Raw genomic sequence first — 16543 nt, forward strand, 5'->3', positions numbered from 1 at the left:
ATTAAAGTGTTAAGGGATTGCCCACGTAAAAATCCAATACTTTTACACTAAAAATATATTGATATTTTGCCTGAAGCAAATCTGCCTGCGCATTAAATAAGTTATTTTGTGCCACCTGAAAATCTACTGCATTGATCATTCCCACTTCAAATCTCTTCTGGGCCATCCTAAAAGCTTCATTTAAAGAAGATACCCTCAAAAGAGAAGATTCATAGGTTTGTTTGGCGGCAATTGCATTGGTATATGCCGTTTCTATATCTTGCCTTAATCTATTCTTAACCTCCTTAACATTAATCTTACTTAATTCTTTTTGGACTCTTGCCCGTTGTAAATTAGCTCTATTGGTTAAATTTGAAAATATGGGAATATTCAGGTTTACCCCAATCACTTCACTTAAATTCCCATCAAATTGCTCCCAAAAAGGCACAACATCTTTATAGAGTTCATTATAATTTGTACTTGCATTTGCTCCAAAACCTAAAGTAGGATAGTAAGCTCCTTTAGCAATTTTAACCCCATATTCAGCACTCTCAGTGCCCAGTTCTGCAGCTTTTACCTCTGGCATAAGTGCCAAGGCAATGGCATAGACCTCATTTACACTATGTCCACCAATCAAATAATTTTCTGCATCTAAATCTGGCACCGACACATCAAATTCTTCCTCATAGGGGATTTGAATGGCCTGCATTAAGTTCAACTTCGCCAATCTCAAATTGTTCCTCGCATTGGTCAACTCCACATTGCTGGTGGCATTCTGGGCTTCCAAATCATATTGATCTGAAATAGGAAGAGCACCAACTTCTACCAACTTTTTTGTCCTCTCCAACTGATTACTGGTTACTTCCAGTTGTGAGGCAGCCACATTTACCTGTTCCTTGGCAAAAACCACGTTTACAAATAAGTTGACAATATTAAGGGTAATATTATTTCTAGTGGCTTCCACATTCAGCTCTCCAGTTTCCAAATCCACCACAGCCCGATTAATACTATTATTAATCCTACCTCCTGAAAACAAACTTACGTTAGTCCTTACACTAAAACCTGCACTCCCAAAACTACTACTGGGTAAATAGTCATTAGTTACATTATCAAGTGCACGCCCCCAACTATAATTATAAGATGAGGTCATTGAAAGTGAAGGGTAGCGTTGCCCCCTGGATTCCATCAAATTGGTTTGATTGTTTTCTTGATTGAGGACACTCCTCTGTAGTTCAAGATTGTTTTCAAGTCCAATTTGTACACATTCCTCTAAAGATAAATAAGAAATATTCTCTTGAGTCCAACCATTTAAAATACTAAAAACAATTAAAGCTAGGGTTACAAAAAATCTCTTGGTCATAGCAATTACTAAAGGTCTATTTTTGGAATATAAATTAATTCATGAATCCATCCAATACTTTCTAAATATTGTATCGTAATTGGATTCAATCCTGAGTCCATTTCTATCACATGACAGGCTATTTCCCGCTTACCTTTCCGAGAAACCGACATGGTAGCTATATTGGCCTTTTCTTGGGCCAGAATACTTGTAATAAAGGCAATGGCACCAGAAACATCATCTGCTTTTATGATCAAAGTATGTTCTTGTGCCGAGAAATCAGCATGAAATCCATCAACAGCACTGATATTGATCAGTCCGCCTCCCAAGCTCTCACCGATTACCTCTACTTTTCTTTCTCCTTTTTCAAGATTTAGTTTTATGGTATTGGGGTGATATACCGAGGCATTGCCAATAGATTTAAAGCTATATTCAAGCCCCCTTTCCTCAGCGAGATCCAAGGATTGCTTAATCCTAACATCATCAGTTTTGAAATCCAATAATCCTCCGATTACGGCCTTATCACTGCCGTGTCCCTCATAGGTACTGGCAAATGAATTATAAAAGGTTATTAAAGCCTTATCAGGAATTGATCCCAATACCTTTATTGCTGCTCGAGCAATTCTTACCACTCCTGCTGTATGGGAAGAAGAAGGACCTATCATTATCGGTCCGATCATATCAAATACGCTACTCTTTCTAGCCATATTTTAGCCAAATTCACTAATTAATATGCTAATCTACTATTAAAGATTTAATTATCTCCCATTATGTATTTTAATTCAATCTATTCAGACCAATTTGAAATATTTTAACTTAATTTTAACATTATTGGTCAAAAATTGAAAACAAGCAGCTAATTTCTAACCCACCATGTCCATTATTGAACCCATCCTTTTATCTCCTTGCCAGGATAAACAATATAAAGAAATCGATAAGCAGGCGGCCAATAGAGCTTCATTTTTTGGTGATGGAATATTTGAAACCATGATTTTTTCAAATGGAAAAATCAGGTTTGCCAAAGCACATGAAGAAAGAATGAATTTGGGTCTGGAAAAATTAAAAATTCAATCTCAGGGACTTTCCTCCCTTGGACAACTTGAAAAATTCCTTTTGGAAGATTATGGAAAGACTTGCAACCTGAGAATTAGATGGAATATTTTTCGGGCAGGACTCAGGAAATATACTCCCCAACAATCTTTAGCTGAAGAAACCATCATGATCGCATCCCATTCTTCTCCACCCCTTATTAAAAATTCAGCTTATTTTAGTTCCACAATTAATGTACCCTTCTCCCCTTGGGCCAACTGCAAAACCCTCAATGCCCTTACTTATGTAATGGCAAATATTGAACGTAACGAAAAGAAAATGGACGAGGTCATACTATTGGATGACAAGGGTAATATTTCAGAAGCGGGTGCTGCCAATATTTTTTGGATAAAGGACAATACGTTTTATACCCCTTCACTCAATTGTAATTGCATTGCTGGGATAGGAAGAAGGATGATCATCGAAACCATAAAAAAAACAGGCAGAAAATTAAATACAGGCGAATACAATGAGGAAAATCTACTAAGTGCTGAACAGGTTTTCACCAGCAATGTAACCGGTATTGCCTATATCAAAAAAATAAAGGAAACAGACTTTGATACTCAGCCCATTTCCTTTATTGAAGATCTTTTTATTTGATTAAATCCCCTTTCTTACACAGCTACTGGAGCCTTAATATGTGGGTGAGGATCATAGTTTAACAGTTCAAAATCCTCGAATTTAAAATCAAATATATCCTTTACTTCGGGATTGATTTTCATGCTTGGTAATGGTCTACAGTCTCTTGTAAGTTGCAGTTTAGCCTGTTCAAGATGGTTGGAATATAAATGAGTATCACCAAAGGTGTGAATAAACTCACCTGGCTCCAAACCACAAACCTGGGCTATCATCATAGTAAACAAAGCGTAGGAAGCAATATTAAAAGGCACACCCAAAAACACATCTGCACTCCTTTGGTATAATTGGCAGGAAAGTTTCCCCTCCGCAACATAAAACTGGAACATAGTGTGGCAAGGTGGCAAAGCCATATTGTCCACATCTGCAACATTCCAAGCGCTCACCAATAACCTTCTGGAATTTGGATTATTCTTGATTTGATGGATAAGATTTTTGATCTGGTCTATTTCACCTCCTTTTCCATCAGGCCAATGTCTCCACTGATAACCATATACAGGTCCCAAGTCTCCATTTTCATCAGCCCATTCATCCCAGATAGAAACTTTATTGTCTTTAAGGTATTTGATATTGCTGTCCCCTTTCAAAAACCACAATAACTCATGAATAATGGATTTAAGGTGGCATTTTTTGGTTGTTACCAAAGGAAACCCTTCTTGCAAATCAAATCTCATTTGATAGCCAAAAACACTGAGCGTACCCGTACCAGTACGGTCTCCTTTTTGGGTACCATTATCCAGAATGTGCTGTAGTAATTGGTGATATTGTTTCATTTCTATGGGTATTCAATAAATCTATAACGGGAATTGGCCTCGAAAGAACTAGCTGAAATCATTTTAAATGATGTTCAGAGCCTGCTCTTTGATTTTTTCTAATTCATCCTTCATGATAATCACATGTCTTTGGATATTGGCATCATTTGCTTTTGAACCGATGGTATTGATTTCCCTGCCAATTTCTTGCCCAATAAATCCCAGTTTCTTTCCTTGGTTGGCACCATTGGACATGGTCTTATCGAAATATTCTAAATGAGTACCTAATCTGACAATTTCCTCTGTAATATCCAATTTCTCAAAATAGTAAATCAACTCCTGCTCGAAGCGGTTTTCATCAAAACTATTTTCTTCCATCCAATCCTTGAAATTATTACGGATCCGGGATTTAATTCTATCCTTACGTTTTGGCTCCTCTTCTTGGATTTGATTAAGGCCTGAGGTAATCACTTCAAGATTTTCCTTGAACTTACCAAACAGGGTTTCTCCTTCATCCATACGGAATTCATTACATTTCTCTGCAGCTTCAACAACCACTTTCTTCACTGCCTCCCATTCTTCAGGATCATCAGATTTCTCACTTAAAGCAGTGACTACATTGGGTGCTTGTGCAGCCATTCTGAACAAATCCATTCCTCCTTCAAGTCCCACTTTATCAGCCATGCCTTTATAGGTGTTGAAATAGTTTTCAAAAAGGTCCTGATTGATACTTACAGGAAGATCACTACTGGATTTGGCTGTAAATTCTATACTCAAATTGACTTTTCCCCTACCTAGAATATCTCCTACCAAGGTTCTGAGTTCTATTTCACGGTCTGAAAATTGACGAGGACTTCTGAGATTTAAGTCCAAAAACTTAGAGTTAAGGGTTTTGATCTCTGCACTAATAATATAGCGCTCATTTTCAAAATTGGCTATACCATAGCCGGTCATGGATTTAATCATGCCACAAACTTAAACAAATAAGAATCATTTTAGAAATTATAACCTAGCGTCACGTAAAACTTGGTCTTCTCCACATCATAGTTACGGATCGGTCTGGCCATATCAAACTTCACATAGTAATTTAACAATACAGTCCTCAGTCCACCGCCAAAGCTTTGAAGCCAAGGGTTGTTAAAGTTGTTAAGGGTGATCACAAATGGCGAACCATCTGTATTGATTACTTCAGTATTTTGGTCATTTACGCGCTCCCAAGGGGCTGCTTTATCCCAAGCGGAACCTGCATCGTAAAAACCAACTAACTGGAAGTTTTTAATAAAATTAGAGGCTATATTTCCTCTTGACAGATATGAAAACAATGGTATCCTCAATTCTGCAGAAAAGGTAACAACATTCCTTCCTCTTATTTCATCATAATCATAGCCTCTCAAATCCGCAAATTCCGCAAAAAGAATATTGGAGTTTTCCCTACCATCATTATTCCTGATAGGAGAAGATTCAGGTCTGTTGGAAGGTGGCTCATAAAATTCATTAAATAGCCAGTTTTTCATACCTCCCACCAAATAACTCTGCGGGTTATTGCCCATAAACGATCCTGCGTATAATCTGGTCGCAAAGGTGATATTCTTATGGACTTTTTGATAATTCCTTATGTCAAGGTAAAAATTACTGAAAGTACGGTCAGACTTTCCTATTCCCTGATAATGCTGGAATCCAGCCTTGCCCTTAAAGCCTTGCTCCATATACAAACCCAACTGTCTGGTTTTGTCCATTACAAATTCAGCCTTACCACCAATATAATTTACATCAAATCTGTTTTGAGGCCCATCTCCTCCTCGAATTAAAGAATCAGGGTTAAGGTTATAATACTGGGTCTTTGCAAAGAAAGGGGCGGCTGTAAACCTCGTATGCACTGTAAATGGATAAGAAAAGCCTAACTCGGTCTTGGTCAACACATACCTTTGAAAGGTAACATCACCTTCTGAAATCACTAAAGCCTTACGGTCAAACCTACCTCTAAAATCTATCCTACTTTTCAAATACTGGTATTCAAAGAAAATATCACTACCGGACCTAAAATCTAACGTAGTCATTATCCCTCCCTTAAAAATATGGTTATCCAATAGGTCAGCCATTTGGCCGGCTATATTGATTCCAAATCCCCTCAAAGGATCAACTACAAAAGTCGTCCTTAAACTGTGCGCCATAAACTGTGAAGAGTAGGCATTAGGACCTCTCACCGTATTTTTTAAGCTTTGTTTTCTGAATGCCTCCAAAATACTACTTCTACCTGTTCTAATGGTATTTTGTTGTTCTTCCCTTGGTGCAGGCACTGTATCGAAAATATAATTTTCTGTATTTATACCTCCCTTACTTTCAAATCGAAGACGATCAATATTGATGGCCCCTGTGGCCCTATTGGGGAGTATGACGGTATCTTGAGCTAGCTCATCCAGTTTTTCAATGATTGGCTCTTTTTTTACTTCTACCTGGTTATTGTCTGCTTGGTTTTCTAGCCTTCGCGCAGCCAACCTTTCATTAAGAGCTTTGGCCTGAGAAAGCTGAACCCTTGGGGTACCCGGGGTGAATTGATCCAAGTTTGGATAGGATTCCAAAACCAATTTACTTCCAGTTCCATCTTTGATGGCATAAGCCCATTTATTGGTGGAAGGAGAATAATCAAAGCTCTCTACACTTGTGTTAAAGGCAGAGACTTGGCTGGAAATATCACTTCCTATACCTAATCTCATCACATTCCTAATTCCACTTTGATCACTAAGGTGTAACACAAAGTTCTGGTTCATCACCCTAGGCATAAAGTTTTTGGAACTCATATTGGTCAGCCTTGTGGTAACCATACTATCTCCCAAATCAATTTTATATAAATTGAAATATTCAGGTAATTTCCTCACATCAGGAGCCTTACTCATCACGCTATCGGGCAAATCTGTTTTATTGGAGGAATAAATTATAGTAGAATCATTGATAAATACCGGGGTGATATCATCAAACACATCATTGGTCAGTCTTCTACCCTGCCCTCTCAAATTAAGGGTGTAGATATTAGTTCGCCCTCCAGCCATGGCGGAAAGCACCATATTCTTTCCATTTGGAGAAAAATTCAGACTATTGATCTGGGTAATATTCCTTAGAAAAATCTTGTCCTGGTTACTGCCGTCAATGCTGCGCATTCTCAAAGTTGTAAGCCCCTTCTTAAAAGTGGCAATAGTTAGATTTAAAGTATCCCTCCAGGCAATTACCGGTGTGGTAAAATTGGGTTCCTGATCATCAGTCACATAACCACCCTTGTAAATTGTCACCTCGTTGTCTGTGCTTAACTCTCTTACAATGACTTTAAACTTCCCGTCACTATTTATAACATAGGCCAAATGTTTTGCATCGGGGCTAAATTTAATGTCATTTATAGTTCCGTTATCGTTCTTCTTCGTCCTTGCTATGATATTCTCTTCCTTGGCTTCCTTAAATGAGGAAAAAACAGGTTCGTTGATTCCCCGATAATATTGCTTCCACTGCTCAACAAAGTTTTTGAAGCTTATACCCAAGGTATTGGCAATGCTGTTCTCCTCGTTTCTATTAATCCTGCTCAGGTTTAATACACTCGAAATATATCGTTTGCCATACTGTTGTACCACAAAGTTCCAGATGGATTGTCCCACCAAGGAAGCTTCTTTGTCATTTAATTTAAATAACTTGGGTTGTTTGTTATCATTTAAATAATGGCGCACATAATCATCCATCTCCATACTCCATCCCTTGGCCAGATACAAAGCTGCCCCATCTATAAACCAAGCAGGAAAACTAGTAATCAAATTGGATTGAAAAGCATCGGCGATGGTACTGCCGAAAAGCATCTCCTCCAATATCACCTTAGTCGTCCGATACAATAACTCTTCCTTAAAAGAAGCCATATCCCCTGTATAGGGCACTTCAGCCAGCAGCTTGGAAAAATAGGTCTGACCGTTTACAGTGTAGTTGTTCTCAAAAAGGTCTTTATTGCTTTGCAACCATTCTTCGTGGCTATTATAAATGTAAATTTTTGGTTTGGTATAGGCTACATAACCTATTAATTGGGTGATTCTTTCAAATTCATTTTCCAGATAGTCTATGGCCATTCTGGCATTGTCCCTACCTCCTCCATAATAGTAGACCTCAAAATTATTGGAAGAAAAAAAATACCAATCAAATTCTTGGTGCTGGATGCGGTTTTTACCAAATCGTTCCTGATCAAACTGGGCCTTTGAAACACCGAAAGAACCAAGCCATAATAATGTAAAATAAATAACAACTAATTTTACCTTCATTTAACTTTTATGTTGTCTTTGTTCTAAATATACTTAAAAAATCGACTTATGTTAACATCTTTTTCAGGTTCAATATTCCCAAACAATAAGTCGAACATTATATTGCTGTAATAAGGTACTAAAGAAACACCTTTGGCTCCAAAGCCATTAAATATATAAACGCTTTCGTTATCCGGATGTTTTCCCAAAAACGGCTTTCTATCTTTTGTAGCTGGTCTAATCCCCGTTTTGTGACTAATCAATCTTTTTTCCTCTGTGTGTACAATTTTATTTAACCGTTCGAAAATCTCCTTCTTTGCTCGCTCCGTCGGACCAACATCCAGATCATGCCAACTGTAGGTTGACCCAACCCTAATCGTATTGTCAGGCATAGTAATCCTAAAGACACCCCGGTTAATAATTTCATTTGGGGTAAAATCATCCTTCATTTCAAGGATTTCTCCTTTCACTGGGGCAAAAGGTAGCCAATCAAAAAAACGGCTTTTCATTGCTCCAAGTCCATTACAATAGATAATTTTCTTCGCTTTAATATCCTTATAATTCCATACTCCCTCAATTTCTTTCAATATTGATTCATCAAATACTTCATCCCTTAAGATGCCGAACGCTTGGAACCATTTTTTATAACCGTCCAATAAAGAGTTTATATCCACATATCCAGAATTCTTTAGCATGATCCCTCCATATGGATCATTGACTTCGGGATAAAGGGAATTAAGCCTAACATCTGACAAATATGCCTGCAATCCTTCCTCAATACTTTTCCCCATCCATTCATTTTGCTCCTCGATATTGGTGAAAGGCCTATAGATTGGCTTGGAATAAATTATCCTTTTGTTAATCAGTTTCTCCAGTTCAGAATATAATGGAATAATTTGCGGAAACAAATTATCTGCATTCCAAGTCTTTACCATTTTCCTCCCTGTAATCGGGTTAAATAAACCTGCAGCTACCCGACTACTTTTATTTTCTGAAGCCTTATCCAATATACAGACAGACTTCCCCGCTTGGTGCAATTTATAAGACAGTACTGTCCCGGCAATACCTTGTCCAATGAGTAAAAAATCTACTTCCATACCCAAAATTAAATTCTTTCTTCGTTATTTTGGCATGAATTCAAAAATGTTTAGGACATGCTCCACATTAAAACTTTTACCTTTAATCCTTTCCAAGAAAACACCTATATTCTATATGATGATACGAAAAAAGCGGTCATCATAGATCCCGGCTGTTATGAAAAAGGTGAAAAGGATCAATTAAAAAATTTCATAGAATCCAATGGTCTTCAGCCAGTAAGATTGCTTAATACCCATTGCCATATTGACCATGTTCTAGGAAATGATTTTATCAATCACAGCTATAAATTACCATTGGAAATCCACCCAAAAGAAGAGGTCGTGTTAAGATCTGTAAGCTCATATGCTTCTAATTACGGATTTCCTGCATACGCTGAATGTGAACCGGAAATCTTTTTTGAAGAAGGAGAAAAAATAAATTTTGGCGACACAGAACTGGAAATCATCTGGGTACCGGGACATGCTCCAGGACATGTAGTTTTCTATCATCCCGAGTCCAAAATTTGTATTGGAGGTGATACGCTCTTCCAGGGCAGTATAGGTAGAACTGATCTTCCTGGTGGTGACCATCATACCCTACTCAATGCCATTAAAAACAAGCTATTCACCTTGCCTGATGATGTAACGGTTTATCCGGGGCATGGACCAGCCACTCAAATAGGCATTGAGAAAATCCATAATCCATTTGTTGGTAAAAACGCAAATCAATTATAAATCACTAATTATCAATTGTTTATAAATTATAGTGTAACAAAAAGTATAACAAAATTAGTTTTAAAGTTATTTACTTTATTTATGTTACACTTTCTAAATATCAATTTCTAACACCTAGATTACATCTTTAGGTACACCCTATTTAAAAGTAAATTGAAATTATTATATTAATACCAATAGGCATACGGCCTATATTTTTTATTCCCTTTGGCGGATAAAAAATTATACAGCCAATTAAAAGGGGATGGTACTTTCTTCATATTCTAAGATCATACATCATCTCATATCATCCCCTTTTTTATTATATTTTTAATAAGCTTGACTGCCCAGCCTCATTTATTGCACCAACCCAATATTCATATCCTGATTCTACGTGAAAATTATGAATCGTTCCAAGTTTATTACTCCTATTGTAAATCTGAACATCCTTCAACTCCCCCCCTAAAGGTGCTTGAAAAACAGCACATTTAGTTAGCTGATCGGTGCTGATTTCTATAAATTCTCCGTCAATTGTAGTCGTGATTACAGGAGGTGTGAAATCCAAATAACCTATCCCTTCTAAATCCTCCTCTATCACCAAAGCGGCAAACCCTTCAACCGCTGATTTGAAAGGAACTTCAACTATATAATTATCACTTCCAAGGCTTATAGGCTTTCCGTTAGTCGTTATAATTGATTTTCCCGATAAAGAAGTGCCTGATAAATCTACCTGAATGGAAAGCGGTGTATTAATACCATCCAAGGGAGTTGCAAGCGAAATCCCATCAACCATCATATCCTTAAAGTCATCGTCAACATCAAGTATCACGGTCACTTTTCCGTCCTTTTCCTGAGCGGTCACCCTGTTGCATAATTCACGCAAATACATATACTCCAAGGCCTCCCCATTCGAGCAGTACCAAGCGAAATCAGCTCCGACTGACGTCTTTACAATCTGCATAAACTCGTCAAGACTTTCAAGGTTTCCAAAGCTATAAGCACTATGAAAGTGGGTGAAATCCCTAAACCAACCATTGTTAACAAGCGTTTTTCCGATCTCCTGCTCCAAGTAATCTATCGCATCAGCTTTCGGCATTGGAGGCACGTAGAATGTGTTCCAGTAGTCCCACCATCTTGTGGTTGACGGGTAGTCTATAAAATACTCCCTAAATGATCTTGAATCACCTTTATAACCTAGTCCACTACCGTAATAAGTGTCTGCGTCTCCATTGGCTAAAGCTGGCCCTGCATTACTATTTCTCACCCCTAAGAAGTTAGGGTAATTCAGTCCAGATGTTTCCCTCCTCCCATTCCTGTAACTTCCTGAGCTTACATTTCTGCCCGTCAGCCCTTTAATCCAGTTCTTTTGGATTTCAACGACTCCTTTATACTCATATAGATTGCTTGTCCCTGCAACATCATTGGAAAAGTCATAACCGTATGCACCATTTGACATATCATACATCTGCTGTCCGTTATTAGGGTATCTGGTAGCTTTCGGCTGCCCCTCAATTGCATTGACAAAATAGGACGCGCCTAAAGTAGTCCATTCTGAGTCGTAATAATCGGGAACCACTTCGACTACGCCCGTAACAGGGTTCTTCCACATATCCGTGCCAAAATAGATGTCGTGCCTAATAAGTCCAGTTGCCTCGGCTTCGGATATTCCGCTTTCAATCTGATTCACTAGATTCGACTGAAAAGCTCCTATTCTGAAATTATTTTTGAAGCCAAACGCTTCAACCGCATAAATAGAAGTAGTTAACCTACTATCTGTCTGAAAACTGAAAGTCATATCAGCACCATACCTGTGATTGAGCTTAATAGCTGGTATTGTCGACTGTTTCGGCCAAAATTTAATTCTCATACTAATCTGACTTTAATAATTGAATCATTAGTATCAACCCACAAATCCCCTATTTCAACCCCTAAAGGTGGAGATCCTGCGCCCTCTGGTAAATCGAACGTAGCTGCTTGGGCTGTAATAGCAACAAACTGGACTGCATCCGTAGTATTAAGGCTCTGATCGTATGCCTCTCCTCCTCCGCCTTCGGATGACTTTAATGGGTAGCCCTTTATGTGTGTGACAAGCTCAAAGCTCCAAGCTTCATAAGGTGTTAATAAAGTTTCGCCGTCGTTAACAGTGCCCTCATTATAAACAGAATCATCATCTACATCCCTCTTTATAAGCACCTTCAATTTAGCGCCATTTGAAGGTACTGTAACTACTTGAGTAGCACCACTTGCAAATCCTCCGTTCGTCAATTTAACATCACTGGCATCCCATATTGACCAATATACGGTTCCAGTTGAAAAAATTCTACCTATAGTGTAGTCTGTCAGCTCATTTACGGGAATATCTATATATTTCCATCCCACTGCATTTGTGATAGTACCTGCACTATTAACATAAGCATCTTCCACTATCAATGTAGGGTTAAATAAATTGTTAGAAGGTTCTAAAGTCAGGTCTTGTGTTCTAACAGAATTTAAATCAAAGTACCCTTTATTGATTGCATTGTGATCGTCATCAGGGTCAGGAACTCTATTCTCTTTAACTAAGGATGTAGCCTTTAAAGGGAGGTTCTCAACCTCACTAATAGAATAACCTTGAAAAGCCTCATATTCAGTTTTTACGCTTCCTTCTTCAAACTGTGCATTAGCCCAGCCTGAATCATCAGGCTCACTTTCCCATTTTATCGTATATCTCACTTCAACCGCACCAGCTGGGGCAGTCACTACAAGTGCTGTAACATTGATCTGGTAATGAGTGCCTAATTTCGTGCCTGAGCTGTCGTGAAATGTTAGGTATTTTGAGCTGTTTGGCTTAATCCCACTTACAGTATACGTTTTATTTTCGCTGACAGGATGAACCATTAATTTACGCCCTGCAAGAGTGGATATCACACCATTAGAAGCTATGTATTTATCGTTTTGAACCAATGAAGGTTTGAAATGGTTAATTCCTAATGGTAGCTGGTTGGTATTTTCTGTTAATAAAACACCGCCCAAATCAAGCTGTATTCCCCTACCATCAAAATTACCATCATTAACAGTAATTATTGCAAAGTTATTTGGTGGTGCTAAAACAAATCCACCGTGATTAGTATATGTTCCTTGCTCAGTTGCCCAATACCAACCAGTAGTGCCACTTATAGGGGCATCATCACTTGGACTAATCAAGCCCAAGAATTGACCACTTACAGTTATTTGTAAAAATTGCGGATCTATGTAGCCGTTATTGTTTATACCAGCTACACCACCAGCTTTATCTTTTTGACCGTTAAGGACTGATACTATTTTGACAGAATCAATAGTTTCAGTTTCAATGCTATTTACTTCATTATTTGAGTTAAAGTATATGTTATATGTACTCATTTGTTTATTAAAAAAATTTAAATCTTAGTTGTGCTTTGGTAGTTATTGAAAACTACCCTAAAAAGGGTAATAACAGTAGAACCAGTCATTACTTTAAGGTCTCCCCAATATTTGGATTGATATAACAATTGGGTTTGATTATAGTTAATATCAATCAATATTGAATTAGCCCCAGTAACAGTTATACCATTACCTTTTGATAGCTTTATTTCCTCACTTTGCCTATCATCAAATCTTGATAGGTCTAGGAATATATTGTCATAGCTATCTATATTTAGGGGTGCTTCATTTTCATCAAAAAAATTAAAAGTGAGTTGCTTAGTATCACCTCTTACAATCTCTACATTTAGTGTATTCATTTTAAAAAATATTGTTTTTAACTACATTATTAATTATTAGTTTAATTGAAGTAGGTAATAAAAAATTCTCATCATCTTCTTCAGTATCAATTATTGTTTCATTTATATCTTCCCACTTATCATAATTCCTATTTTTGAAGTAGCACAAAGCAAGTAATAAGCTTGTATATACTTCTTCATCATAGTAGCTTGATATACCATCAATAAAGCTTGAATTACCACTATATAGATAAGCAAAAGCACTTAGCAATAATGATTGGTTATTCTCTTTAAGTTGGTTGTTTGAGTGGCTTAAAATACCGCTGTAAACAGTGTTACCATTGAAAAGTTGATAGTCAATCTTATACTTTAATTTAACCGCCATATCCCTATCAAAAAGCTTTAACCCAAAATAGTAGGTAATATTATCCTTTGTATTAATTAGATTATTATCAAACCCTAAACCTATTCCATTTTTGAAATAATGACCTTCAATAAAGCCATACATTTTACTTACTATCACCTTTGCTTTATCAAGTCCATTTTTATTATGATATCTGTTTTTGATGTAATAATTCAAGCCATAAAATAAAGCTGAATTACTTCTAAATGAGGTATTACCAGCTAAAGCCCCATCTTCTAAATAATCAGTAAATGAGCCATCAGAAGCTTGAACATTAAAAAGTATATCAATGATATTATCAGATATATTAAAGTAATCCCTATGGCCTAAACAAGCTATAATAGCAAATCCTAAATCATAAGTATTACTTATTCCAGTTTCTAAATTTGATAGTGGTATATCATCAACCCCTACACCATCCCTTATAAGGTTGTAATAATGGAAATTAATAGGCTTGTAAAGCTCCCTTAATTCAAGTGAATATTCTGCCTCTTTATCGTTAAGCTCCAAACCTTGAATTACATAGTTCTTATTGGTAATTGGGTTAAATATTACATCATTAAGATTCAATATTTCACTTGTAAAAATATCAGCTCTAAATATTGTGGTTGGGGCTTGATATTGATTTATAATCCTATTAGCAGTGTGTTGTAAAATGGGTAATTCAATAGAATCTTTTTGCCAACTAATGGTTGGTGTAATACCATCATTTTTGAAAAGTGTACCAAAATATAAAGCTTCACCATCACCAGTTTCAACTTCAATATCATCTAACTTTTTAATGTTTTTTCCATTATCACCAGTATAAATTATAGGGTCTTTATCAGCATTTTCATTACTTACATTTATTTGTTCAAAATATACCCCAACACCACTAAAGTCAACCATATAATCGACTGGAACTCCACTTGTATTTATAACTGCCCCAGTAAACCAAGGCACACAAAAGTAAAATTCAAAATATCCATCATCTTGAATCAATGGTGTTTCTTGATCATACTTTTCTTCATAGAGATATATTCTTTGATCATAATTGAATGTCTTGTTTAGGAATTCAATATTTTCTGGAAATAAGATTCTATCATATATATTCCTATTAGTGCTAGGTTCTAGTCTATTAAACTCTACCCTATCAGCATCTAAATATTGATTCCAGATAATAGTTGGTTGGTTAATCCACTCACTTCGATAATTTCGCCCTCTAGCTACTGGTGTATTTGTTATACCAACTAATGTATATCTAAAATTTAACCAATAAGTACCACTTGAATCAACATACTTTACAGCAAAAAAACTACCCATATCAAGGGCATTGATAAAGTCATTTAGTTGTGTCTCTAGGTATAAATAATATTGCTCCCTATCAAAGTTGGGATCAGTGGTCAATCCAGTTGGTTCAAAATATTCTGGTCTTAACTTAATTTTATAATCTATATCAAACCATTTATCATTACTTGTTGGACTAGAAGATATTGGTAATCTACTTACGGCAATTGGATTGCTTTTTATGTAGTAATCCTTGGTATTTTCTTCAAATCCAGTTCCTTGATGAAGGTTATCAAATTTGGAAGTTATGTATAAACCATCTTCACTTTGTTCAACCTCAATATTATTTTCATTCCAATTGAGTAAATCAGTAGATGTATTCCAACTAGCATCTTGCTTAAAATTACCCCCAACAATTATATCTTCATTACCTTCTATTTTTTGCGTTATCTCAACACTTTTTTTAGCACCTTCTATTTCAAGATCACCACTTTCACCAAGTATTTTTAATTGATTGTCATCAAGGTATTTGGTTTGATTGATTGCTTCAGAAGCTATATAAGTACCATTATAAGTAAACTTTTGAAAGACCTTAGATTGATTATCAAAGTGGGTTATTTCCCAACGTCCTTTATTTTGCTTTAATGTAGCTCCAAAGATTGTAAGTATTTCTTCTAAAACTTTTTCGCAATCCCAAGGTGTAGGATTATCACCATTTAAATCATCTATAAATTTCTTGCAGTTGATCTTAGTTTCATCTAAGGCACTAGTTACACCAGCATCATATTTACAATCAATTCCATCATAAATAGGAATATCTAAGCCTATTTTATCAAAAATGATAATAAGGATTTCTAAAAGTGATTTGGTTGTGTAAATATTATTCCCTAGTGAATCAGTAAAATCAATATCCTTAAGACTAGTCAACCAATCGATTGCCAATAATTGAATCTCATATGGTGGTGCAACATAAGATTCTGAATAATTATCTGGAAGTAAGTAACCTATCCAATAAACTAAACCTCCTTTAATAATCTCAACTAAATATTCCTTTTCCTCAAAATCAGCAAATTCAAGAAATTCAAAATTAAACTCACTTAATAAGCTAATAGTTGCTTCTGATTGCTGTATAGTTTGAAACTTACTTTCACCCTCACCATACCATTTTATATATAATGGATCAACCCCAAATTTTTCTAATTCAATTAGTTCACCATTGTAATCTTTTTGTTTGATATTGATGGTTGTTTGTGAATTATTAATGTCAGAATATTGAATTTGATACTTGGTGTTATACATACAAATAAT

The 16543-nt window shown here is 36.3% G+C and carries 12 protein-coding genes; 2 read left to right on the forward strand and 10 right to left on the reverse strand.

Translation table 11 applies throughout. The features are described from left to right. Nucleotide 1: 1 nt before the first annotated feature. Nucleotides 2-1339 carry a TolC family protein gene (locus KMW37_RS16925; RefSeq protein WP_215225841.1) on the reverse strand — a complete coding sequence of 446 codons (1338 nt, stop codon included), beginning with the start codon at nucleotides 1337-1339 and terminating at the stop codon, nucleotides 2-4. Nucleotides 1340-1347: 8 nt separating this feature from the next. Then, complete coding sequence (gene sdaAB, locus KMW37_RS16930; RefSeq protein ID WP_215225842.1) at nucleotides 1348-2025, reverse strand: L-serine ammonia-lyase, iron-sulfur-dependent subunit beta; 678 nt, start codon at nucleotides 2023-2025, stop codon at nucleotides 1348-1350. Between the two features lie 166 nt (nucleotides 2026-2191). On the opposite strand from sdaAB, the gene KMW37_RS16935 reads away from it, so the two are divergent. Next, nucleotides 2192-3007, forward strand: a complete 816-nt coding sequence (locus KMW37_RS16935; protein WP_215225843.1) for an aminotransferase class IV — start codon at nucleotides 2192-2194, stop codon at nucleotides 3005-3007. A 14-nt stretch (nucleotides 3008-3021) separates the two neighbouring features. Here the strand turns inward: KMW37_RS16935 and KMW37_RS16940 are convergent, their stop codons facing one another. The 4 genes from KMW37_RS16940 to KMW37_RS16955 form a co-directional block, all read right to left on the reverse strand. After that, nucleotides 3022-3816 (reverse strand): thymidylate synthase, encoded by a 795-nt coding sequence (locus tag KMW37_RS16940; RefSeq protein WP_215225844.1) that lies wholly within the window; start codon nucleotides 3814-3816, stop codon nucleotides 3022-3024. 63 nt (nucleotides 3817-3879) lie between these two features. Further along, nucleotides 3880-4761, reverse strand: a complete 882-nt coding sequence (locus KMW37_RS16945) for a YicC/YloC family endoribonuclease (RefSeq protein WP_215225845.1) — start codon at nucleotides 4759-4761, stop codon at nucleotides 3880-3882. A gap of 29 nt (nucleotides 4762-4790) precedes the next feature. Further along, nucleotides 4791-8081, reverse strand: coding sequence for a biopolymer transporter Tol (locus KMW37_RS16950; RefSeq protein WP_215225846.1), 3291 nt, complete (start codon nucleotides 8079-8081; stop codon nucleotides 4791-4793). A gap of 23 nt (nucleotides 8082-8104) precedes the next feature. Next, nucleotides 8105-9157 carry an NAD(P)/FAD-dependent oxidoreductase gene (locus KMW37_RS16955; protein WP_215225847.1) on the reverse strand — a complete coding sequence of 351 codons (1053 nt, stop codon included), beginning with the start codon at nucleotides 9155-9157 and terminating at the stop codon, nucleotides 8105-8107. 57 nt (nucleotides 9158-9214) lie between these two features. On the opposite strand from KMW37_RS16955, the gene KMW37_RS16960 reads away from it, so the two are divergent. Beyond that, complete coding sequence (locus tag KMW37_RS16960; RefSeq protein ID WP_215225848.1) at nucleotides 9215-9871, forward strand: MBL fold metallo-hydrolase; 657 nt, start codon at nucleotides 9215-9217, stop codon at nucleotides 9869-9871. A 301-nt stretch (nucleotides 9872-10172) separates the two neighbouring features. Here KMW37_RS16960 and KMW37_RS16965 read toward each other — a convergent pair whose 3' ends face one another. From KMW37_RS16965 to KMW37_RS16980, 4 genes are read right to left on the reverse strand one after another with little or no spacing between them, the layout of a single operon-like run. Then, a complete protein-coding gene (locus KMW37_RS16965; RefSeq protein ID WP_215225849.1) occupies nucleotides 10173-11717 on the reverse strand; it encodes a hypothetical protein in 1545 nt (514 codons plus the stop codon). Then, entirely contained in the window at nucleotides 11714-13228 is a 1515-nt protein-coding gene (locus KMW37_RS16970; RefSeq protein ID WP_215225850.1) for a hypothetical protein, read from the reverse strand. Before KMW37_RS16970 ends, KMW37_RS16965 begins: the two co-directional genes overlap by 4 nt. Nucleotides 13229-13245: 17 nt before the next feature. Continuing rightward, a complete protein-coding gene (locus KMW37_RS16975; RefSeq protein WP_215225851.1) occupies nucleotides 13246-13587 on the reverse strand; it encodes a hypothetical protein in 342 nt (113 codons plus the stop codon). Nucleotide 13588: 1 nt separating this feature from the next. After that, a complete protein-coding gene (locus KMW37_RS16980; protein WP_215225852.1) occupies nucleotides 13589-16534 on the reverse strand; it encodes a hypothetical protein in 2946 nt (981 codons plus the stop codon). Nucleotides 16535-16543: the final 9 nt, after the last annotated feature.

The organism is Echinicola shivajiensis (assembly GCF_018642165.1).
GTDB lineage: Bacteria > Bacteroidota > Bacteroidia > Cytophagales > Cyclobacteriaceae > Echinicola > Echinicola shivajiensis.

What these genes read in the sequence shown, in the direction of transcription:
- KMW37_RS16975 (WP_215225851.1), bottom strand. Translation starts at nt 13,587, where the DNA reads ATGAATACACTAAATGTAGAGATTGTAAGAGGTGATACTAAGCAACTC.
- KMW37_RS16950 (WP_215225846.1), bottom strand. Translation starts at nt 8,081, where the DNA reads ATGAAGGTAAAATTAGTTGTTATTTATTTTACATTATTATGGCTTGGT.
- KMW37_RS16960 (WP_215225848.1), top strand. Translation starts at nt 9,215, where the DNA reads ATGCTCCACATTAAAACTTTTACCTTTAATCCTTTCCAAGAAAACACC.
- KMW37_RS16940 (WP_215225844.1), bottom strand. Translation starts at nt 3,816, where the DNA reads ATGAAACAATATCACCAATTACTACAGCACATTCTGGATAATGGTACC.
- KMW37_RS16970 (WP_215225850.1), bottom strand. Translation starts at nt 13,228, where the DNA reads ATGAGTACATATAACATATACTTTAACTCAAATAATGAAGTAAATAGC.
- KMW37_RS16945 (WP_215225845.1), bottom strand. Translation starts at nt 4,761, where the DNA reads ATGATTAAATCCATGACCGGCTATGGTATAGCCAATTTTGAAAATGAG.
- KMW37_RS16935 (WP_215225843.1), top strand. Translation starts at nt 2,192, where the DNA reads ATGTCCATTATTGAACCCATCCTTTTATCTCCTTGCCAGGATAAACAA.
- KMW37_RS16925 (WP_215225841.1), bottom strand. Translation starts at nt 1,339, where the DNA reads ATGACCAAGAGATTTTTTGTAACCCTAGCTTTAATTGTTTTTAGTATT.
- KMW37_RS16955 (WP_215225847.1), bottom strand. Translation starts at nt 9,157, where the DNA reads ATGGAAGTAGATTTTTTACTCATTGGACAAGGTATTGCCGGGACAGTA.
- sdaAB (WP_215225842.1), bottom strand. Translation starts at nt 2,025, where the DNA reads ATGGCTAGAAAGAGTAGCGTATTTGATATGATCGGACCGATAATGATA.
- KMW37_RS16965 (WP_215225849.1), bottom strand. Translation starts at nt 11,717, where the DNA reads ATGAGAATTAAATTTTGGCCGAAACAGTCGACAATACCAGCTATTAAG.
- KMW37_RS16980 (WP_215225852.1), bottom strand. Translation starts at nt 16,534, where the DNA reads ATGTATAACACCAAGTATCAAATTCAATATTCTGACATTAATAATTCA.